Origin of the sequence: Sphingobium fluminis (assembly GCF_037723805.1) — a bacterium.
Classification (GTDB): domain Bacteria; phylum Pseudomonadota; class Alphaproteobacteria; order Sphingomonadales; family Sphingomonadaceae; genus Sphingobium.
In genome coordinates this window covers 93080-112640 of sequence record NZ_JBBJUK010000006.1, presented here as the reverse complement: position 1 = coordinate 112640, position 19561 = coordinate 93080, and the positions used below count along the sequence as shown (strand labels likewise).

The 19561-nt window shown below is 61.8% G+C and carries 18 protein-coding genes; 3 read left to right on the top strand and 15 right to left on the bottom strand.

What is annotated here, in order from left to right; genetic code table 11:
* Positions 1-4: 4 nt before the first annotated feature.
* The 8 genes from WG907_RS15220 to WG907_RS15185 form a co-directional block, all read right to left on the bottom strand.
* On the bottom strand, positions 5-790 hold the full coding sequence (locus WG907_RS15220; RefSeq protein WP_340234119.1) for a Crp/Fnr family transcriptional regulator: 786 nt from the start codon (positions 788-790) through the stop codon (positions 5-7).
* Between the two features lie 250 nt (positions 791-1040).
* Entirely contained in the window at positions 1041-1910 is an 870-nt protein-coding gene (locus WG907_RS15215) for an NAD(P)H-hydrate dehydratase (RefSeq protein ID WP_340234118.1), read from the bottom strand.
* Between the two features lie 4 nt (positions 1911-1914).
* Positions 1915-2688 (bottom strand): histidine phosphatase family protein, encoded by a 774-nt coding sequence (locus WG907_RS15210; RefSeq protein WP_340234117.1) that lies wholly within the window; start codon positions 2686-2688, stop codon positions 1915-1917.
* Positions 2689-2753: 65 nt separating this feature from the next.
* Positions 2754-3797 carry an ATP-dependent DNA ligase gene (locus WG907_RS15205; protein WP_340234116.1) on the bottom strand — a complete coding sequence of 348 codons (1044 nt, stop codon included), beginning with the start codon at positions 3795-3797 and terminating at the stop codon, positions 2754-2756.
* Between the two features lie 23 nt (positions 3798-3820).
* Positions 3821-4609, bottom strand: coding sequence for an SDR family NAD(P)-dependent oxidoreductase (locus WG907_RS15200; protein ID WP_340234114.1), 789 nt, complete (start codon positions 4607-4609; stop codon positions 3821-3823).
* A gap of 11 nt (positions 4610-4620) precedes the next feature.
* Positions 4621-5814, bottom strand: coding sequence for a zinc-dependent alcohol dehydrogenase (locus WG907_RS15195; RefSeq protein ID WP_340234112.1), 1194 nt, complete (start codon positions 5812-5814; stop codon positions 4621-4623).
* On the bottom strand, positions 5814-6407 hold the full coding sequence (locus WG907_RS15190; protein WP_340234110.1) for an SRPBCC family protein: 594 nt from the start codon (positions 6405-6407) through the stop codon (positions 5814-5816). Before WG907_RS15190 ends, WG907_RS15195 begins: the two co-directional genes overlap by 1 nt.
* A gap of 142 nt (positions 6408-6549) precedes the next feature.
* Entirely contained in the window at positions 6550-7434 is an 885-nt protein-coding gene (locus WG907_RS15185) for a TIGR03619 family F420-dependent LLM class oxidoreductase (protein WP_340234108.1), read from the bottom strand.
* A gap of 234 nt (positions 7435-7668) precedes the next feature.
* Between WG907_RS15185 and mazG the strand changes: the two genes are divergently transcribed.
* Both mazG and WG907_RS15175 read left to right on the top strand, forming a co-directional pair.
* Positions 7669-8454 carry a nucleoside triphosphate pyrophosphohydrolase gene (gene mazG / locus WG907_RS15180; RefSeq protein ID WP_340234105.1) on the top strand — a complete coding sequence of 262 codons (786 nt, stop codon included), beginning with the start codon at positions 7669-7671 and terminating at the stop codon, positions 8452-8454.
* Positions 8451-8930, top strand: coding sequence for a GNAT family N-acetyltransferase (locus tag WG907_RS15175; protein ID WP_340234103.1), 480 nt, complete (start codon positions 8451-8453; stop codon positions 8928-8930). Before mazG ends, WG907_RS15175 begins: the two co-directional genes overlap by 4 nt.
* Here WG907_RS15175 and hflX read toward each other — a convergent pair.
* The 7 genes from hflX to dusB all read right to left on the bottom strand — a co-directional run bounded on the left by hflX (position 8927) and on the right by dusB (position 18279).
* Positions 8927-10267: a GTPase HflX gene (gene hflX, locus WG907_RS15170; protein WP_340234101.1), complete on the bottom strand. Its 1341-nt coding sequence runs from the start codon at positions 10265-10267 to the stop codon at positions 8927-8929. The two genes, WG907_RS15175 and hflX, sit on opposite strands and share 4 nt — an antisense overlap.
* A 63-nt stretch (positions 10268-10330) precedes the next feature.
* Positions 10331-10909 carry an RNA chaperone Hfq gene (hfq, locus tag WG907_RS15165; RefSeq protein ID WP_340234099.1) on the bottom strand — a complete coding sequence of 193 codons (579 nt, stop codon included), beginning with the start codon at positions 10907-10909 and terminating at the stop codon, positions 10331-10333.
* A 37-nt stretch (positions 10910-10946) separates the two neighbouring features.
* A complete protein-coding gene (ntrX, locus tag WG907_RS15160; protein ID WP_340234097.1) occupies positions 10947-12317 on the bottom strand; it encodes a nitrogen assimilation response regulator NtrX in 1371 nt (456 codons plus the stop codon).
* Positions 12307-14544 carry a sensor histidine kinase gene (locus WG907_RS15155; RefSeq protein WP_340234095.1) on the bottom strand — a complete coding sequence of 746 codons (2238 nt, stop codon included), beginning with the start codon at positions 14542-14544 and terminating at the stop codon, positions 12307-12309. The genes ntrX and WG907_RS15155 overlap by 11 nt, the downstream gene beginning before the upstream one ends.
* A 155-nt stretch (positions 14545-14699) precedes the next feature.
* Positions 14700-16142: a nitrogen regulation protein NR(I) gene (gene ntrC, locus WG907_RS15150; RefSeq protein WP_340234094.1), complete on the bottom strand. Its 1443-nt coding sequence runs from the start codon at positions 16140-16142 to the stop codon at positions 14700-14702.
* Positions 16142-17248: a two-component system sensor histidine kinase NtrB gene (locus WG907_RS15145; RefSeq protein ID WP_340234092.1), complete on the bottom strand. Its 1107-nt coding sequence runs from the start codon at positions 17246-17248 to the stop codon at positions 16142-16144. The genes ntrC and WG907_RS15145 overlap by 1 nt, the downstream gene beginning before the upstream one ends.
* Positions 17245-18279: a tRNA dihydrouridine synthase DusB gene (dusB, locus tag WG907_RS15140; RefSeq protein ID WP_340234090.1), complete on the bottom strand. Its 1035-nt coding sequence runs from the start codon at positions 18277-18279 to the stop codon at positions 17245-17247. Before dusB ends, WG907_RS15145 begins: the two co-directional genes overlap by 4 nt.
* Before the next feature lie 91 nt (positions 18280-18370).
* On the opposite strand from dusB, the gene WG907_RS15135 reads away from it, so the two are divergent.
* Positions 18371-19558 (top strand): bifunctional 2-C-methyl-D-erythritol 4-phosphate cytidylyltransferase/2-C-methyl-D-erythritol 2,4-cyclodiphosphate synthase, encoded by a 1188-nt coding sequence (locus WG907_RS15135; protein WP_340234316.1) that lies wholly within the window; start codon positions 18371-18373, stop codon positions 19556-19558.
* The last annotated feature ends 3 nt before the right edge of the window (positions 19559-19561 follow it).

The window sequence follows — 19561 nt, the reverse complement described above, 5'->3', positions numbered from 1 at the left end:
GTGGCTATGCATCCAATTTCCAGCGATCCGATCGACCGCTCGTCACCGTGAGCGCGCGCGGTCCTTCAGGATGCATGTAGAGCGGCCGGAAGGATGCAAAGTCGGCGAGCGCGCCCCAATCGGGGATGACCATGCGACGTCCGGCATTCTCGATATAGCCACTCGATCGCAGCCACTGAATGCATCGGTTTACATGGACCGGCGTCAATCCAAGGGCGTCGGCCAGATCGATCTGGGTGATCGGGAAGGCGTAGTCCGCCTTCTGATCTATACCGGCCGCTTCGAGTTTATACCCGATTTCCATGATAAGATGGGCCAACCTCTCGCGCGCGCCCCGGCGACCGAGATTGAGATTCCATTCCCGAAATATCGACGCGTCAACCAGCGTTTCGAACCAGAAAGCCCTGCCGATTTCAGGAAAGTCTTCGGCCAAACGCAATATGTCGGCGTGCGCGACCGCCAGGACCACCGTTGACACATGCGCGCGCAGGCTGTGATCGGCGACGATCAGCAGAGCCGATGCGAGCCCCAGAAGGTCTCCGGCGACATGAAAGACAACGATCTGCCTTCCCCCGCTCGGCAGCATTTTCGAGCCGCTGACGACTCCGCTTTCCAGAAACAGGCATGTGCTGCTCGTATCCCCTTCGCGCACGATGTCTTTCTGGACGGCGAAGCTGCGGCGCCGGGTATCGAGCTTCATAAACGCTTTACGGGCCGCCGGTTGCAGAGGAGCGCGGCGCTCCAATTTGGCCAGCGCGAGCGTCAATCCAAGCTGCGGAAAGCCAGACATGCAAGTCTCCCTTTAGTCGGGAGCGCCATCCGTCTCTCAGTCGCCAATATGACATGTTATTAATCGGCGATAATTTAAGGTCGCACCAATTCAACCGCCATGCAAATCATTTCCGACAAACGAGATAATCACAAATGAACGCTTAATCCAGATTGTCTTTCCGGTAAAAGACGCCATGAAAAACTGGTTTTGATCATTGTTCTGGCCCGACTTTTGTTCCTAGCTCTTTACAATGTAGGGAAATCCGCATCTAGAGCGTATCCAGCAATCGGGGCACCATAGGTAAAAGTTCGCGCGCAAGAAAGCCGAGCGAGCCTATGTTCCGGCTTGCAAGGCTTCCCGCCTCGCCGTGGACGTTGACGCCCCAGCCGGCCGCCACGAACGGGAAAGCGCCCCGAGCGACCAAGCCACCAATCAGCCCGGCAAGCACGTCGCCGGACCCGCCGGTGCCAAGCCCCTGGCAGCCGCCGGTATAATGGAGAAGGGTGCCATCAGGCGCGGCGATCCAGGTTTCGGGGCCCTTCAGAGCAATGATTGCTCCGGTCCTTTGCGCGATATCGATAACGACAGCGCACGGATCTTCGGCCACCGTATCGGCAGAACATCCAGCAAGCCGCGCCATCTCGTCCCCATTTGGCGTCAGGATAAGGGGCATCCGCGTCGACGCCTCGGCAAGCTCATCCAGCCCTACGCAGGTCAGCGCTGCCGCGTCGAGCAGCAAGGCGGGCGGCGAAAGCGCCATCAACCCCGTCACCAGCTCGCCGGTTTCCGCCGTCGGGCTCATGCCCGGCCCGACCAGCAGCAGGTCGCAGCGGGGAATGCGATCCTGCAGCTTCGCTATGGCTTCCGGCGCGATTTCACCATCGTCGCGCATCGGGAGTGCGATCATGGCGGCTTCGGGAACGAGCACACCAAGCGCCAGAGCCACCGCTTCGACCGTCGCCATCTGCAATTTTCCGGCACCCGTGCGCAGCACGGCTTCACCGGTCAGCGCCAGCGCGCCCGGAACGAAGCGCGCACCGCCGACGAGGAGCACCCGCCCTCGCCCGTTTTTATCGGCCCCCTCGGCGACCGGCGGCAGCGGGTTGGCGGCGCGCCATGCGGCGTCCAAGGCTACCACGGCGTCATCCGCGCGCCACCACCGGCTGATCGGCGGCCGCCGTGACAGGCACGGCCTGTCGGCTTACAGGCGCCGTGGCATTATAGCGCGTAAGCAGCAGGTTGCCCCGCCTTCCTGCCGATGGGTCGAAGCGATATTCGGTGACCGAGCAATTGGCGACGTCGCCCTCACGGTCGATCGCCAGTATCTGTTCCTCATCGAGATTTTCAAGCACATAGCGCAGGCAAAGCACGACGACCTGATGAGCGAAAATGATGACCCGCTGCCCGGCATAATGGAGCGACACCGTATCCATGAGCGCACGTAACCGGAATATGACGTCACACCAGCTTTCGCCGCCGGGTGGCCGGTGATAGAATTTGCCCAGTGCCTGGCGAAAGGCCGCCTGCTGCGGCTCCAGTCGGGCAACCCCGGTGGTGGTCAGCCCATCCAATATGCCGAATTCCTTTTCGCGCAGTCGTTCATCGAGGCAAACGGGCTCTTCCGCGGCCGCACCACCGGCCGCGCGGAACAATTGGGCGGTCTGCACCGCGCGACGATAGGGTGAAGCGAGGATGACTTCGGGAAGAGCGCCCTCCCCGTCCTGCGCGAACCAGCGCCCCAGCGCTTTCGCCTGTTCTTCGCCGAGCGCACTCAGCGGCACGTCGACATCACGGCCGTCAAGGGCGATCCGGTCGAGCTCAGCATCGTGAGCGGCGTCGCGCGCGACGTTGCCGGCACTCTGGCCGTGCCGCACAATCCATAAGCGCGACGGCCAGGGAGGGTGTTGTTGCATCATGACGGGACAATGCCGCGACGGCTTCGCTGGTTCCACCGGGCTTTCATGCTATGAGTATGTCCCGATTAACCCTCGGCTCCCATCAGCGCTGTCAGCTCGGCTGGCCTGACTGGCTGATCGAGTTGATCCAAGCCGCACTGCTCGGGCGCCTTGTCGGGACGCCATCGTAAGAAGCGCGTGCCGTGGCGAAACCTGGCGTTCGTCACCTGATCATACAGAACTTCCACTACCAGCCGGGGCGCCAACGGAACCCATTCGACCGAACGCCCCGTGGCCCAGCGGCTAGGCCCGCCGGGGGTCTTGCCGGTAAAGCCCGTGCCGCCGATCAACGGGGCGAGCCGCTCGGCAAGGGCAGCGCGCTGATCGCCATGAAAGCCGGACACGAACCCCACATGATTGAGCTTTCCGTCGCCATCATACAGGCCCAGCAGCAACGAGGCGACCGCATCGCTGTCGGACGCCGTCCGAAAGCCGCCAACCACGCAATCGGCGGTCCGATGGCGTTTCATTTTGAGCATCGCGCGTTCACCGGGGCGATATCCCTGATCGCGGGGCTTGGCGATGACGCCGTCCAGAGCGCCGCCGCTGTCATCCAGCCACTTTTGCGCCTGAGTCGCATCGAGGCTCGCCGGTGAAAGCTGGAACGACGGATCGGTGATACGGGCATATCGATCCACGAGAGCCGCGCGGCGTTCATCGAGCGGCGCGTCCGTCAAATCATCGGCGCCGGTCCACAGGCAATCGAACAGGATCAACTGCGCAGGCGATTCCCGCGAAAGCCTGGCGATGCGGCTGGCAGCGGGGTGGAGGCGTGCCTGAAGAGCATCGAAGGAAAGGACGCCGTCGAGCGGAAGGACAATTTCTCCGTCCAATATGACGGTATCCAGGTCGATTGCCTCGATGTGTTGCATCAGTTCTGGAAAGTAACGGCCGAGCGGCTTGCCTGATTTGGATTTGATTGCGGCCGTCGCACCATTTTTGAGGATCAACGCGCGAAACCCGTCCCATTTGGGCTCATATTGCCAGCCCGGACTATTGGGCAGCGATTCGACCAGCTTTGCCTCCATCGGCTGAAGCTGATCGAATGCCGTGGCGGGGGCCGCGTTCATCACCGACGAAGCGCTGCCATCGCTCAGTCCTCCGCCGAGCCCGGCTCCGCCATCTGACGGTGCCGTTCCGCGAGGATCGCGGCGGGCGTGACATGGGCCGCCGCCACCTGCAGCTTGTTCTTCCAGCCGGACACGATCTGTGCCTCTCCCTTCATCAACGCCTCCCAGCCGTCGCGCGCGACATCGGCGGGATCGCTCTTCTGGTCCGAAGCCCCGACGCTGGTATCGAGCATGTCGGCGCGATCGAAAAATTCGGTTTCGACCGGACCGGGCATCAGCGTGGTGATCGTGACGCCCTTGCTTTCCTTCAACTCGTTGCGGATCGCGTCGGCGAAGCTGTCTATGAACGCCTTGCTGCCATTATAGACCGCCTGAAAGCTGCCCGGAATGAAGCCGGCGATCGATCCGGTGATCAGCACCCTGCCCTCGTTGCGCGCGACCATGGGCTTGAGTATCTTGTGCAGCAGATACAACGTTCCGGTGATGTTGGTGTCGATGACCCGTCGCCAGTCGGCCACCGCCTGATCCAGAAAGCCGTGACCAAGGCCCCTGCCCGCATTGGCGCAAAGCAGATCGACCTGACGCCCGTTCGCCGCCGCCAGCAACTGGTCGACGCCCTCGATCGACGAAAGGTCTGCCTCGACGGCTATGATCTGCGTGCCGTGCCGCCGCAAATCTTCCGCCGATGCTTCGATCAGCGCCTCATCGGCAACGACCAGCAGATCATAACCGTCCTGCGCCGCGATATGTGCCAGTTCGAAGCCGATGCCGGTCGACGCGCCGGTGACGATCCCGAATTTTGTGCCTGTCATCGTCATGGCTCCTAAGCTGCCCTTGCCAGATCCATGCCGGGCTTCAGCACGATCTTGGTCGTCTCATTCTGCTGGTCGTGGAACATTTTATAGCCCTCTGCTGCCCGTTCGAGCGGCATCCGGTGCGAGATGAGGAAGGTCGTATCGATTTTTTCTTCCATGATCGCGTTCAGAAGCGCCGGCATATAATGCTGCACATGGGTCTGCCCGGTCTTCAGCGTCAGCCCCTTTTCCATGAAGGCGCCGAGCGGAAATTTGTCGACGAAGCCGCCATAAACGGCCGGCATCGAGACGCGCCCGCCCTTGCGGCAAGCCAGAATGGCCTGGCGGATCGAATGGGCGCGATCGGTCCCCAGAAACGTCGAAACCTTGATCTGGTCCAGAATATTGTCGGCGAAAAAGCCGTGCGCTTCGAGGCCGACGGAGTCGATACAGGCGTCCGGTCCGATCCCGCCGGTCATCTCCATCAAGGCGTCATAGGTTTTCGTTTCTTCGAAATTGACTATTTCGGCCCCGAACTTGCGCGCCAGTTCCAGCCTGTGCGGGAAATGATCTATCGCGATGACGCGTTCGGCGCCCATCAGGAACGCCGATTGCACAGCGAACAGTCCGACAGGGCCGCAACCCCAGACCGCGACCGTGTCGCCCGGCTCGATCTGCGCGTTCTCCGCAGCCATCCAGCCGGTGGGCAGGACGTCGGACAGGAACAGCACCTTGTCGTCCTCGATTCCGTCGGGGATGACGATCGGACCGACGTCGGAAAATGGTACGCGCACATATTCGGCCTGGCCGCCCGCATAGCCGCCGGTCATATGGCTATAGCCGAACAGGCCGGACATCGGCTGACCGTAGATCGTCTGCGCGATATCCTGATTTTCCGCAGGTAGGCCATTGTCGCAGGCGGAATATTGATGCTTCGTACAGTGGAAGCAGGACCCACAGGCGATAGTAAAGGGCACGACGACGCGCTGTCCCTTTTTCAGCGTGGATTTGGCCCCGGTTTCGACGACTTCGCCCATAAACTCATGGCCCAGAATGTCGCCGGCCTTCATCGTGGGGATATAGCCGTCATATAGATGAAGGTCCGATCCGCAGATTGCCGTCGATGTGATCTTGATGATCGCATCGCGCGGATTGAGGATCTCAGGATCGTCGACGGTGTCGACTCGGACGTCATGTTTGCCATGCCAGGTCAAAGCGCGCATCAGGCCTGTTCCTCTTGAAGTTGCTTGCGGGTCCACGCGCCAGTGGCGATTTCACCGGTTTCCATAAGCTGCTTGAACCGGCGCAATTCGCGACGTGCCTGAATGGCCGGTTCGCGCTGGAACATCTTGGCAACGACTTTGCCGATGATTCCGCCAGGCGGATTATAAAGGATCGTCGCGCTGACCCATGTGCCGCGACCACCGGGCGCGTCGCGGAACTCGACCCTGCCGCTATTGGGCACGTCTGCGCCGTCTTCGGATGTCCAGGCGATAAGCGCGCCCGGCACATCGTCGGTAACGGTGGCGGTCCATTCGACCGTCTGTCCGGCAGGCGCCTTGACCACCCAATGCGAACGCCGTGCGTCAAGGACCTTGATCGAAACCAGATTTTCCATGAAGTGCGGCAGGTTAGCGAAGTCACGCCAATAGGCATAAAGCTCGTCGCGCGGACGGTTGATCGTGACGGTCTTTGCTACGAGCGCATCGCGTTTCGCGTCGGGCAGGCTTCCGGCGACGGCAGCGGTGGGATTGCCCTGTTTGGATGTCGCGGCCGGCGCGTCGTCGGGATGTGGCGGAACGGGGGTGTCAGCCATGCTGGCTCCTTCTGTCGGTTGCAGATGCCGATGGGCAAAACAACCAGCAGAGGATGACCGCGTTCCGCCATCTCGCGCGTCAGTCCGGCGAACCGCTACAAAACTGATATGGGTCAGTCACTTTTGCAGATCGCCGGTCAGATCAGGCAAAAGTGCGCACCACCTGGTGCAGCCGCTCCAGCTTACGCCATTGATTTTCGGCGCTATCCTGGAGGAAGGTGAACAATATCCGCTTAAATCCCATTTTATGGAGCTGTTCCACGCGCCGCTCCAGATCGTTGTCGGCGGTGACATATTCCGTAAGGGGGTCGATGACCACGGTATGATCGAGTTCATCGAAGGATCGCCCGCCTTTGTCGCATGCCGCGCGCAGGCCGTCCATCAGACCTTGCATGACATCGCCCTGGTCGACCGGCACCCAGCCATCGCAATATTCAACGATGCGCCCGATCGCATAGCTGTTCCACGCGCCCATAAGGACGGGAGGGCCGTTCTTCTGGACCGGCTTGGGTCCGCACCACATCGGCTCGAATTTGACCATTTCGCCCTCGAACTCCGCGACGTCGTTGTTCCAGATTTCGCGGATGGCCAGCACGGTCTCGCGCACGAGTTTCCAGCGGCTGGAAAATTCGACGCCGTAATCCGCCATCTCTTCGGCGCTCCATCCGGCACCGATTCCGAGTATCACCCGACCGCGTGACATCTGATCGAGCGTGGCGACCGCCTTTGCCAGCCGAATGGGATGATGTTCGGTCAGGATCAGAATGGACGTGCCGATCTTCAACGTAGAGGTCGCCGCCGCGACGCCCATCAGCGACACGAAAGGATCGTAAATCTCGCGATAGGCGGCCGGCGTTTCCCGATAATTGGGCCGCAGCGACTTCTGGCCGGTAGGCACATGCGAATGTTCGCCGAACCACAGGGACTCGAAGCCGTTCGATTCAAGCCACGACCCCAGTTCGGCCGGTGGAATGGTATAGTTCGTGGCGGCCGTGCCAAGCCCGAAAACAGGACCATTGCTCGTCATGATATTCCCTCTCCTCTGCCCACGATTCATTCAGATCTGTTGGACGCATTTCGTTGAAAGCGTATGAGTCTCGTTGACTATGGTGATCCTATGTCGTTCCGTTGCATTTGGAAATGGAGTTTGTACGAGTGCCTTAAAAATCGGTCTCTCGGGAATGACCTGCTGGCGATCACGCGTGACTGGCCTATATGCTGCCAAATCGCTATCGACGGCCTCCCATAAGCGCAGGTTCTCATGTCCGATAATAAAGCCAGTCCAGCCGATATCATGCCGCTTGCCGCAGTGATGGCGCGGCTGCGCGACCCTGAGACCGGCTGTCCATGGGACGTCGATCAGGATTTCGCCTCGATCGCACCCTATACGATCGAAGAAGCCTATGAGGTCGCCGATGCGATCGAGCGCAACGACATGGCGGCTTTGCGCGACGAACTGGGGGACTTGCTGCTTCAGGTCGTTTTCCACAGCCGCATGGCCGAGCAGGCGGGACATTTCGGATTGCAGGAAGTCATCGACGGCATCACCGCCAAGATGATCCGTCGTCACCCTCATGTGTTTGGACAAGGCGCGCCACGGGCGGGCGGCCACGCGCAATGGGAAGCGATCAAGGCGGCCGAGCGGGCCGAAAAAGAGCCGGACCCGAGCGCGCTGGCAGGGGTCGCGGGTGCGCTTCCAGCCCTGCTCCGCGCCGAAAAGCTTCAAAAGCGTGCGGCGCGTACCGGGTTCGACTGGCCCGATGTGGCGGGCGTCGTCGCCAAAATCCACGAGGAACTGGACGAGGTCGCCGCAGCCGCCTCTCAACCCGAGCGCGAGGAGGAGATTGGCGACCTGTTGTTCGCGGTCGTCAACCTGGCGCGGCATCTGAAGGTGGACCCCGAAGCGGCGTTGCGGTCGGGCAATGCCAAGTTCGAGCGTCGGTTCAGGGCGATGGAGACGATCGCAGCCGAGCGCTTTTGTGATCTGTCGCTCGGCGAGAAAGAAGCCTTGTGGCAGCACGTGAAACTGACGGCCGCCAAAAAATGATCCGTGCCGTTTCAGATAGCGATCATGCGGCGATCTGGGCCATATTGGAGCCGGTCATCCGTGCCGGCGAAACGCTGGCCGTGCCGCGTGACCTGAATCGCGACGACGCGCTTGCGCTGTGGCTTTCACCTGAACGCACGGTCCGTGTTCTGGAAGAGGATGGCGCGGTCCTCGGGATTTTCTACATCCGTGCCAACCAGAGCGGCGGTGGCCGGCATGTCGCCAATGCGGGCTACGTCACGGCGCAACATGCCACCGGGCGTGGAGTGGCGCGCCGCATGTGCGCGGCGTCGCTCGATCTGGCGCGAGAACTGAGCTTCTCAGCTATGCAGTATAATCTGGTGATTTCCACTAACAGCCGCGCTGTGCGACTATGGCAGACCATGGGATTTGCGATCGTGGGAACGCTGCCGAAAGCGTTCGTACATCCAGAGGCAGGGCCGGTGGACGCCTTCGTGATGCATCGCTTGCTTTAGGACTCGGCCTGCTCGCGCTTGCGAAAACGGGCTAACGCCGAATCCGAGAGCCGCACTTCCAGCACCGAGTCATGCCCTTCTTCTCGGCTGCCTACCACTTCGCCATGTTCGTGCAGCCACGCGAGCGCCGCGCCATCCGCCATCGGTACGCGGAGCGTCTGGATTTGCGCACCGGCGGTCAAATGGCCGCTGATCGTGCGTTGAAGCCTGTCTGCCCCCTCCCCGGTCAGCGCCGAAAGGATGACCACATCGTCCCGGCGCGCGGCAAGTTCATGCAGCCGTTCCGCCTCATCCTGGCCGAGCAGGTCGAGCTTGTTCCACGCCTCGATAATCGGGGGAGGATCGCTCGCTTCCCCGTCACGGGCATAGGCGGCCTCGCCAGCGACGCCCAGTTCTTCGAGAACGTCCATGACATCGTCCCGCTGCGCCTCGCTATCGGGATGGGCAATGTCGCGGACATGGACGATGAGATCGGCGGACAGCACTTCCTCAAGAGTCGCGCGGAAAGCCGCGATCAGCTGCGTGGGCAGGTCGGACACGAAGCCAACCGTGTCGGACAGGATCGCCTTGTCGAGCCCCGGCAGAGAGATTTGCCGCATGGTCGGGTCGAGCGTGGCGAAAAGCAGGTCTTCCGCCATCACCTCCGCCCCGGTCAGCCGGTTAAACAGCGTCGATTTCCCCGCATTGGTATAGCCAACCAGCGCGATGACGGGCCATGGCGCACGCTGACGCCGGGCGCGGTGAAGGCCGCGGGTGCGCGTCACCTGATCGAGCTCGCGCCGGATTTTGGCCATGCGATCGCGGATCATGCGGCGATCCGCCTCGATCTGGGTTTCGCCGGGGCCACCCAGAAATCCGAAGCCGCCGCGCTGCCGTTCCAGATGGGTCCAGCTGCGCACCAGCCGCCCTGCCTGATAATCAAGATGCGCCAGTTCGACCTGAAGCCGGCCCTCATTAGTGGCGGCCCGCTCGCCGAAAATTTCCAGGATCAGGCCGGTGCGATCGATGACCTTGACCTGACACGCCTTTTCCAGATTGCTCTGCTGGACAGGACTAAGAGCGTTATCGACGATGACGAGTTCGGCTTCTTCCGCCTGTGCCAACGCCGCAATGCTGTCGACCTGACCGCTGCCGAACAGGGTCGCCGGTTTGCGGTCGCGTACACGGAATGCCTGCGCCGCCCGCACGTCTATACCGATGGCCAGGGCAAGGCCCCGTGCCTCTTCCAGCCGTGCCTCGCTGTCGCGGCGATCGGCACCGTGGGTTTCAGCATGGACGACCACGGCGCGGGTCCCGCGCGTGACTTCATCATCCGAATCGCGATTGAAAATGGCCATTGCCGCTTAACGCATCGGTTGGCGTTCCGGTCCACTGCAAAGCGGACCGGACGCGACCAGGGTTCAGTCGTCCTGTTCGTTTTCGCCGGTAAGGTCGACCGCATGAAGCGGCTGGACGGTGGAAATGGCGTGCTTGTACACGAGCTGGACCATACCATCGCGTTCGAGCAGCATGCAGAACAGATCGAAGGCGGCGATCTCGCCCTGGAGCATCACGCCGTTCACCAGGAACATGGTGACGGGGCTACCCGATTTACGGACGGCGCTGAGAAAGATTTCCTGGAGCAGCCTCGATTTGCCGCCGCCGTCGCCCGCCTTGCGCAATTCGCCAAGGTCCATCGGTTGCGCCGGCATCACCGTGGAGATTGCGTGCTTGTATACGAGTTGGGATTGTCCGTCGCGGCGCAGCAGGACGGAAAAGTTATCGAACCAGGTGATAATGCCCTGAAGCTTGACGCCTTTCACCAGGAACATTGTGACCGGGGTCTTGGTCTTGCGGACATTATTCAGGAAAATATCCTGAAGATTATTAACTTTGTCGGCCATGAGCTGCCGGTCCTTTATTGACGGGACGTTGCCCGCTCGCGCACCCCTGGGCAGGGTGTCTTGCCTGCCCCCGCTTGCCGGAGGCAGGCATTCCATATCGCACTTGCGAACGTCCGTCCATGGCCGGCGTCAATCAGCCGTCTTTTCCGTCAGTGATGCCCAAAATTTTCAATTTGCGGTGCAGCGCGGAACGCTCCATCCCGATAAAGGTCGCGGTGCGTGAGATATTGCCTGAAAATCGGCGGATCTGGATCCGAAGATATTCGCGCTCGAAACTTTCGCGGGCTTCGCGAAGCGGGGCTCCCATGATCGCCGACTGACTCACCCCCTCCCCGCCGCTGCTCGTCAGTTCCGCGGGCAGCATGTCGAGTTCGATCCGACCAATCCTGTCGCCGGGCGCCAGGATCATCGTCCGTTCGATGACGTTGCGCAGCTGCCGGACGTTGCCGGGCCACTCATTGGCCTGCAACGCAGCCATGGCATCGCTCGCCATGTCAGGCGCGGGTACGCGGCGTTCGGCGGCGAAGCGCGCGAGATAATGTTCGACCAGCGCAGGAATATCGTCGCGGCGCTCGGCAAGGGGCGGGATCGCGAGCGGAACGACGTTGAGGCGATAGAAAAGGTCTTCGCGAAAGCGCCGTTCCTCGATTTCCTCAGCCAGGTCTCGCGCGGTAGAGGATATGACACGCACGTCGACCTTCACCTGCCGCTGGCCGCTGACGCGCGTGAAACTCTGATCGGTCAGCACGCGCAATATCTTGCCCTGCGTGGTTATCGGCATATCGGCGATTTCGTCGATATACAGCGTTCCACCATGCGCCTGTTCAAGATAACCGGGGCGCACGAGGCCGCTCGGGTCCTCGATGCCGAACAGTTCTTCCTCGACCCGATCGGGGTCCATCCGCGCGGCTGCCACCACAACGAAGGGGGCGTCTGCACGGCCGCTCCAGCTGTGCAGCATTCGAGCGGCGATTTCCTTGCCCACGCCCGCTGGGCCTGAAATCAGCACGCGGCTGCCGGTGCCCGCCACTTTCTTGATGGTCGCGCGCACGCCGTTGATCGACGCCGACGTACCGGTCAGTTCGTCATCCTGGCCGAAGCGGGCGCGCAGCACCTGATTTTCCCGGCGCAGCCGTTCCGTTTCGGTCGCCCGCGACACGAGATGGAGCAGCCGATCGGCCTCGAACGGCTTTTCGATGAAATCGGCCGCGCCCCTGCGGATAGCGGCCACTGCGGTATCGATGTTGCCGTGCCCCGAAATCATCAGCACCGGAATGGTCGGGTCGCGCCGCTTGATCTCGTCGAGCAGTTCCAGCCCGTCCATCTTCGATCCCTGCAACCAGACGTCGAGCAGCACGAGCGAGGGACGTCGCACGTCGAGCGCCTCGATCGCGGCGTCGCTATGGGCCGCGGTGCGGGCCGTGAACCCTTCATCCTCCAGCACACCCGCGACCAGATCGCGAATATCCTCTTCATCGTCTACTATCAGAATATCAAGCGCCATTGGCCGTTACTTTTCCTTTCGACAAGGCGATAACCTGTCCTTCTTCGAGCTTTTCGAGAGCGGCGATGGGGAAGCGCAGCGTGACGTACGCCCCTCCGCCCTGCGCATCGTCCAGCCGGATATCGCCCATATGTTCTTCCACAATCTTCTTGACGATGGCGAGGCCCAGACCCGTACCCTTGGACCGCGTGGTCATATAGGGTTCCAGGATCCTGTCGCGCTCGGCCGGAAGGCCGATCCCGTCATCGCGGACGACGATCACCAGCTGATCCTGATCGACGCGCAGCGTCATGCGGACATGCCCGCGCGGCTCCCCATCGACGGAGGCGGGCTTTGTCTCGATCGATTCCACCGCGTTTTTAACGATGTTCGTAAGGGCCTGTCCCATTTGGCGACGGTCGCAAACCATCTCGGCGTCCGGCGCCTCCGCCTGAAAGTCGAAGCGGATGTCCGGGTGCGCCACTTCATGCAGGAACAGCGCATGGCGGGCTATGTCGCTCACCCCTTCCCTGCGGAAAACGGGCTTTGGCATGCGAGCGAAGGAGGAAAATTCGTCGACTATACGCCGAAGATCGGCAACCTGCCGAACGATGGTGCCGGTCAGGCGGGTGAAGGTCGCCTTGTCGCTGGTCACTTCATCGCCGTAGCGTCGTTGCAGTCTTTCCGCCGCCAGCTGGATCGGCGTCAGCGGATTTTTAATTTCATGGGCGATGCGCCGCGCCACGTCGGACCAGGCCGCACGGCGCTGATCGGATAGTTGCTGGGTGATGTCGTCGAATGTCAGAATGTGACGTGAAGCATCATGCGAGACTTTTACGGCCAATGTGCGAACGTCGCCCTGCACCCGCAACTGCACGATACCAGCGCTTTCACCGCTTTCGACCAGTTCGGCCAGCTCGGCCGAAACTTCCGCCAGATGGCGTCCAACCGGGTCGTCACCTTCGGCAGCGAGTATTTCAGCGGCAGAGCTGTTCAGCAACTGGATCACACCTTCGCGATCGACCGACAGTACGCCGGCGGTGACTCCGGACAGGATCGCCTCGATGAAGGCGCGGCGTTCGCCGAGCTGGCTGTTCGCGGCCACCAGAGCGCCGGTCTGCGCCTCCAGCCGCTGGGTCATGCGGTTGAACGCCGACGCGAGCGTGCCGATTTCATCACGCGTCGGCGGGCTCGTGACCCGCGCCGACAGGTCGCCCGCCGTGATCCGCCGGGCCGCCGTCACCAGTTCATTGACGGGCCGCACCATCCAGTCGGCCACTGCCAGCGCGATATAGACCGCGATACCGACCAGCAGCAGCGATCCCACGAAAAGCGCGACGTTGAAGCGCAACTGCAACGCGCGCGACTGGGCCGCGAAAAGGTCGTAATCCGCCAGCACCTTTTGCGCCCGCTCGACATTGCTAAACGCGGAAGAGCCCGAATCCCGGGTCGCATAAAGGTAGATTTTCGCCCCGGGATATACCAGCGTCACCGCCTCGATCTGCTTGGGCTTCGCCTGCACGACGACATTTTCGCCAGCAGCCAGACGCTTCACCACGGTCGGCGACAGCATTTCCGCGGCCGGGCGGCTGTCCGGATCAACCGTAGCGGCCGTGCGCGCCACACCGTCGTCGCCGACCTCGATAATGGCCGAACGATTGAGTTTCCGCGTCACGACCTGATAGATATAGCCTTCGGCAAAGCGCGGGCTCGATACTTTCGACTGGTTGAGATAGTCGCGCAGATCGCTCGCCATGGTGACGGTCTCGTCCCCGACTTCACGCAGATTTTGCTCATAATAGCCGCGTGCGAGATCGCTCGCATTTTCAAGCATGCCCCGAGCGCTGTCTGAAAACCAGAATTGCACGCCATATTGAAATAGCAGCGACGCAAAGATCACCACGAGCAGCATCGGCACGCTGGCGACGATTGAAAATATCGCGACGAGCCGGACGTGGAGCTGACCGTCGCTGCCGATCGCCGACTGCGCCGCCCGTCTTTTCGCGACCCTCCGGCCAAGCAGCACGAGCAACGCGATGGATGGAACGAGGTTGGCTACCAATAGGAGCGCGACGATAGGAGGCGTCAACAGCGTATAGGATTGCCCCTGACCCGATAACAGATGGTAGGTCAGACCCGCAATGCCAAGAAAGAGCAGGAGCGTCACCGCCTCGACGACCGATGCCAGCCGTCCGCTTCGCAAACGAGTTGGCAGCCGCGCCCGCCAACCGGATGTTTGCTCGGGCATCATGTCCGCACTTACCATAGTGGCTTTCGTACAACATCGGTTTGCGTATTAAAACAACAGTATTTCGCACATAGCGAACCATTGTCGAAAACGCCCGGCGAGTAAGGAACGCTGCGGCTGTACTGGGGCAATTTTGCGGTGGAGCGATCACCCCCTCAGTCACTCAGTCGCAATTGCATCGGATCAAGCCCATAATCTGTGAGCTTTTTGCGGAGCGTATTCCGGTTGATCCCCAGTAATCCGGCTGCGCGGATCTGGTTTCCATCTACACTGGCCAGCGTTTCCTGGATCAGGATCGGTTCTACCATGGCGAGCAGGTCTTCGTGCAGCGTGCGGTTGGGTTGGGCAAGGCCGACTCCCAACTGGCGTTTCGCCCATTCGCGCACCGCGTGGGACAATTGGTCGAAGGTCGCGCCATGCTCCAGCGGCATGGCGTCGAGGGGCAGTGCATTGCGCAATATATCGGCGGCAATCACATTTTCGCGGCTCAGCACGGCAAGGCGCTGCATCAGGTTTTGGAGCTCGCGGACATTGCCGGGCCAGTGATAGGCCATCAGCAGTTGCGCCGCATCATCGGCCAGCGCCTTGCGGGGAAGACCTTCCTGCGCTGCGCGATCGAGGAAATGCCTGGCCAGCAAAACCACATCCTCGCGCCGTTCGCGCAACGCGGGAAGCGCGATGGGCACGACATTGAGTCGGTAATAAAGATCCTGTCGAAAGCGGTTGTCTTCGATCAGCTGATGGAGATCTTTGTTCGTAGCGGCGATGATGCGCACATTGACCCGAACAGGCTTTGATCCACCGACGGTCGTCACTTCACCCGATTGGAGGACGCGCAGCAGCCGCGTTTGCGCCTCCATCGGCATGTCGCCGATCTCGTCGAGGAACAGCGTGCCGCCCTGCGCTTGCTCGAACTTGCCTGCGGTCCTCACCTGAGCGCCCGTGAAGGCGCCCTTCTCATAACCGAACAGTTCGGCTTCGATCAGCTCGCGGGGGATGGCCGCCATGTTGATGGCGACGAACGGCTTTGTGCGGCGCTGGCCAAGGCTGTGGATCGCTTCCGCCACCAGTTCCTTGCCTGTTCCCGATTCCCCCAGAACCAGAATGCTGAGGTCATTGGAAAGCACGCGGGCGATCGTGCGATACACTTCCTGCATGGCCGGCGATCGGCCTACGAGCGGGAGCCCATCATGCGGCAGGCCGATTTCGGTTACTTCTTCCTGATTCAGCCGGGTGCCCAGTGCATCGGCGACCGCACGGGTCAGTTCGTTGAGGTCAAACGGCTTTGGAAGATATTCGAAGGCGCCCTTTTCGGTCGCGCGGATCGCAGTGTTGAGCGTGTTCTGCGCCGACAGCACGATCACATTGAGGCCCGGCCTGCCTTCCAATATCTCGGCCACCCCTTCAAGTCCGTCGCCATCGGGCAACATGACGTCGGTGATCAGCACATCGGGCGCGAAGCTTTCGAGCAATATGGTCCGCTCGCGGATCGACGTCGCGGTCTTGACGCGATGCCCCTGCCGGCGGAGCGCTTCGCCCACGACCACACAGATCGCGGGATCATCGTCCACGACAAGGACCGTGCCCGCAATGCCCATCAGCCCATTCCCATCGGCAATAATATGCGAAAAGTGGACTCGGCCGCCTCCTGGTCGCGCGAATATTGGACGAAGCCGTTCATATCCCGCACCAGTTTATCGACCAGGGCGAGCCCCAGCCCCTGCCCGTCCCGTTTGCCGGTGATGAACGGGTTGAACAGGTGATCCAGAATATGTTCGGGCACACCAGGGCCATTATCGATCACCAATATTTCGATCGGCAGCACGGAACTGCCCTTGCCACCGCCTACCACGACGGACACGCCGTGGCGAAAAGCGGTCTCCACGCGGATGCAGGGCTGGTCGACATGCTCAAGTGCTTCGGCGGCATTTTTAAGCAGGTTGATCATCACCTGCACCAGGGCGTCGTCATTAATGTTCGCAAATGGCAGCGAGGGATCGTACCGCTTGATGATCCTTACGTTGCGGGCAAAGCCCGCCGTAGCGAGATGGGCTGCGCGATCGATCAGCGGATAGATATTGCCGGGGCGGCATTCCAGGTTCCGGTCGGTCGTGAAATCCTGCATGCGGTCGATCAGTGCGGCAATCCGGTCGACCTCGTTGCAGATGAGCTGGGTCAGCGCCACATCGCGCCCGCCATTTCCGGATTCGAGCAGTTGCGCCGCGCCCCTGATACCCGACAGCGGATTCTTGATCTCGTGCGCCAGGATCGCCGCCGCGCCGATCGCCGATCGGGCGCCGCCCGCGGTGCCGCGATGCCCGATCTTGCGCGCCTGACTCTGGGCATGGATCGTGACGACGCGCCATCCTTCATGGTCGGAGATCGGGGCGATCATCAGGTCGATCTCCATCTCCGCCGTGCGGCCGACATGGACCTTGATATCATAGGCCGCGATCGGCTTGTTATTGTGCCAGATGTCGAAGCGCGCGCCCATTTCGGCGATGCGGATGGTGCGCGACACGTCGCTGCCGACGATGGCCGACCGCGCCATGTTGAGCAGCGTTTCGGCCCTGACATTGGCGTCGGCGATACTATTGTCGGGGCGCACAATCAGGGTCGCCACCGGCAAAGCCGTCATCTGCTCGGACAAGGAAGGTCCGTCCTGCTGCAGCCGGAGTGGCGGGACGGCAACCGTGGGGGTCATGCGGCCCTGAGCACCTCGATCTGTCGGGGCTCGCCCGGCTCGCCCGCCGCGATCAGTGGTTCATAAAAACCTGCCAGCATATCCAGCACGCGCGCGCCGTCCGGCTCCTGATTCACCGCGTGCCGAAATTCGGCCGATCCGGTGAGACCCTTGGTGTACCAGCCGATATGCTTGCGCGCCATATTGACACCGGTATGGACATCATAATGGTCCAGCATCGCGCGATAATGATCGACGATGACGCGATATTGTTCATCGAGCGACGGATCGGCCAAGCGCTGGCCGGTCGCGAACCAGTGCATGACCTGCCCGATCAGCCAGGGCCGGCCATAGGCCCCGCGCCCGATCATCACGCCGTCCGCGCCGCTCTGGTCCAGCGCGATGTCGGCATCCTCGATCGAGCAGATATCGCCGTTGACGATCACCGGCAGCGAGACCGCATCCTTTACCTTACGCACGAACGCCCAGTCCGCCGACCCCTTGTACATCTGGCACCGGGTGCGGCCGTGCACGGTGATCAGCTTTGCGCCCAGATCTTCCGCGATATGCGCAAGTTCGGGCGCGTTGAGGCTCGCATGGTCCCAGCCCATGCGCATTTTGACGGTGACGGGCACGTCCACCGCCTTGACGGTCGCGGCGATCAGCGCGGCGGCGAGCGGCAGGTCGCGCATCAGCGCGCTTCCGGCGTCGCCATTGACCACCTTTTTAACCGGGCAACCCATATTGATGTCGATGATCGCCGCGCCACGATCCGCGTTCAGCTTAGCCGCTTCGGCCATTTCCTGCGGCGAACAGCCCGCAAGCTGCATCGAAACAGGCTCTTCCAGCGGATGCCACGCGGCCTTCTGTAACGACTGCCGGGTTTCGCGGATCATGGCCGCCGTAGCGATCATCTCGGTCACGTTGAGGCCCGATCCATAGCGCCGCACCAGCGTTCGGAACGGCATGTCGGTAACGCCGGTCATCGGCGCCAGCACGACCGGCATGTCGATCGTTATCGGACCGATAGAGATAGGATTGAGCCTGCGCATGAACCTGACTGCCTAAAAAACAGGCAGGCCTTAGCGGGAATCGGCGGTGACGGCAAGCCGCTGGCACTGGCGGGTTGCACTTGGCTCCGCTATGCGGCGCGGCATGACACAGTGTAATGACAGGACGGTCGCGCTGTTGGTCGCGGCGGGACGGGGCAGCCGTGCCGGGGGCGACTGTCCCAAGCAATTTCGTCTGGTCGGCGGAAAGGCGGTGGTGGCTCATGCCGTAGAGGCGCTGTCTGCACATCCCATGATCGACGCGATTTATATCGTCATTGGTGAAGGCCAGGAAACAGAAGCCAGCGCGCTGGTGACGGACGGCAAAATCGCTGCCTTTGTGACGGGCGCGGATAGCCGCAGAGGGTCGGTTAAAGCGGGGCTGCAAGCCATCGCATCGTCGGGTGGAGCTGCCAGAATTCTGATCCATGACGCGGCCCGTCCATTCCTGCCCGCCACGGTCGTCGACCGGCTGTTGACAGCGCTCGAACGATCCGCAGGCGCGATCCCGGTTCTTCCCGTGGCAGACACGTTGCTGCGCGAAAAGGGGGGGCTCGCTGGCGATACCGTCGACAGGGCCGGCCTTTGCCGGGTCCAGACGCCACAGGCCTTTCGGTTCGAGGCCATCGTCGCCGCACATCGCCAGTGGGACGAGACACGCGAAGCCACCGACGATGCGCAGATCCTTAAGGATGCAGGTCATATCTTGACCCTCGTTGCCGGTGACGAAAGGCTTGAAAAATTGACCTATCCCGAAGATTTCGATCGTGCCGAAGGACGCCTTGCCCCCCAGGTGCGCACCGCTGTCGGCATGGGCTATGACGTGCATCGTCTGGTTCCCGGCGAGCCTCTATGGCTTGGCGGCATCCTCATCGCGCATGATCATGGGCTGGCAGGACATAGCGACGCCGACGTAGCGCTCCATGCCATCGTCGATGCGATATTGGGAGGACTGGCTGAGGGCGATATCGGCAGCCATTTTCCGCCTTCCGATCCGCAGTGGCGCGGGGCCGCATCCGCGCGCTTCCTTCATTATGCCGGTGACCGGGTGACGGCCCGCGGTGGCCGGATCGATCATCTCGACCTGACGATCATCTGCGAAGCGCCCAAGATCGGGCCGCATCGCGACGCTATGCGCGCCCGCATCGCCGATATCCTCGCGATCGTGCCCGGACGGGTCAGCGTCAAGGCGACGACGACCGAGGGCCTTGGCTTCGCCGGCCGTCGCGAAGGCATCGCTGCGCAAGCGGTTGCCACCCTCTCCCTCCCCGCGCTATCCTGAGCC

What these genes read in the sequence shown, in the direction of transcription:
- WG907_RS15135 (WP_340234316.1), top strand. Translation starts at nt 18,371, where the DNA reads ATGCGGCGCGGCATGACACAGTGTAATGACAGGACGGTCGCGCTGTTG.
- WG907_RS15195 (WP_340234112.1), bottom strand. Translation starts at nt 5,814, where the DNA reads ATGCGCGCTTTGACCTGGCATGGCAAACATGACGTCCGAGTCGACACC.
- mazG (WP_340234105.1), top strand. Translation starts at nt 7,669, where the DNA reads ATGTCCGATAATAAAGCCAGTCCAGCCGATATCATGCCGCTTGCCGCA.
- WG907_RS15185 (WP_340234108.1), bottom strand. Translation starts at nt 7,434, where the DNA reads ATGACGAGCAATGGTCCTGTTTTCGGGCTTGGCACGGCCGCCACGAAC.
- dusB (WP_340234090.1), bottom strand. Translation starts at nt 18,279, where the DNA reads ATGCGCAGGCTCAATCCTATCTCTATCGGTCCGATAACGATCGACATG.
- WG907_RS15210 (WP_340234117.1), bottom strand. Translation starts at nt 2,688, where the DNA reads ATGATGCAACAACACCCTCCCTGGCCGTCGCGCTTATGGATTGTGCGG.
- WG907_RS15200 (WP_340234114.1), bottom strand. Translation starts at nt 4,609, where the DNA reads ATGACAGGCACAAAATTCGGGATCGTCACCGGCGCGTCGACCGGCATC.
- WG907_RS15145 (WP_340234092.1), bottom strand. Translation starts at nt 17,248, where the DNA reads ATGACCCCCACGGTTGCCGTCCCGCCACTCCGGCTGCAGCAGGACGGA.
- WG907_RS15190 (WP_340234110.1), bottom strand. Translation starts at nt 6,407, where the DNA reads ATGGCTGACACCCCCGTTCCGCCACATCCCGACGACGCGCCGGCCGCG.
- WG907_RS15175 (WP_340234103.1), top strand. Translation starts at nt 8,451, where the DNA reads ATGATCCGTGCCGTTTCAGATAGCGATCATGCGGCGATCTGGGCCATA.
- ntrC (WP_340234094.1), bottom strand. Translation starts at nt 16,142, where the DNA reads ATGGGCATTGCGGGCACGGTCCTTGTCGTGGACGATGATCCCGCGATC.
- hfq (WP_340234099.1), bottom strand. Translation starts at nt 10,909, where the DNA reads ATGGAATGCCTGCCTCCGGCAAGCGGGGGCAGGCAAGACACCCTGCCC.
- WG907_RS15155 (WP_340234095.1), bottom strand. Translation starts at nt 14,544, where the DNA reads ATGCCCGAGCAAACATCCGGTTGGCGGGCGCGGCTGCCAACTCGTTTG.
- WG907_RS15220 (WP_340234119.1), bottom strand. Translation starts at nt 790, where the DNA reads ATGTCTGGCTTTCCGCAGCTTGGATTGACGCTCGCGCTGGCCAAATTG.
- ntrX (WP_340234097.1), bottom strand. Translation starts at nt 12,317, where the DNA reads ATGGCGCTTGATATTCTGATAGTAGACGATGAAGAGGATATTCGCGAT.
- WG907_RS15205 (WP_340234116.1), bottom strand. Translation starts at nt 3,797, where the DNA reads ATGAACGCGGCCCCCGCCACGGCATTCGATCAGCTTCAGCCGATGGAG.
- hflX (WP_340234101.1), bottom strand. Translation starts at nt 10,267, where the DNA reads ATGGCCATTTTCAATCGCGATTCGGATGATGAAGTCACGCGCGGGACC.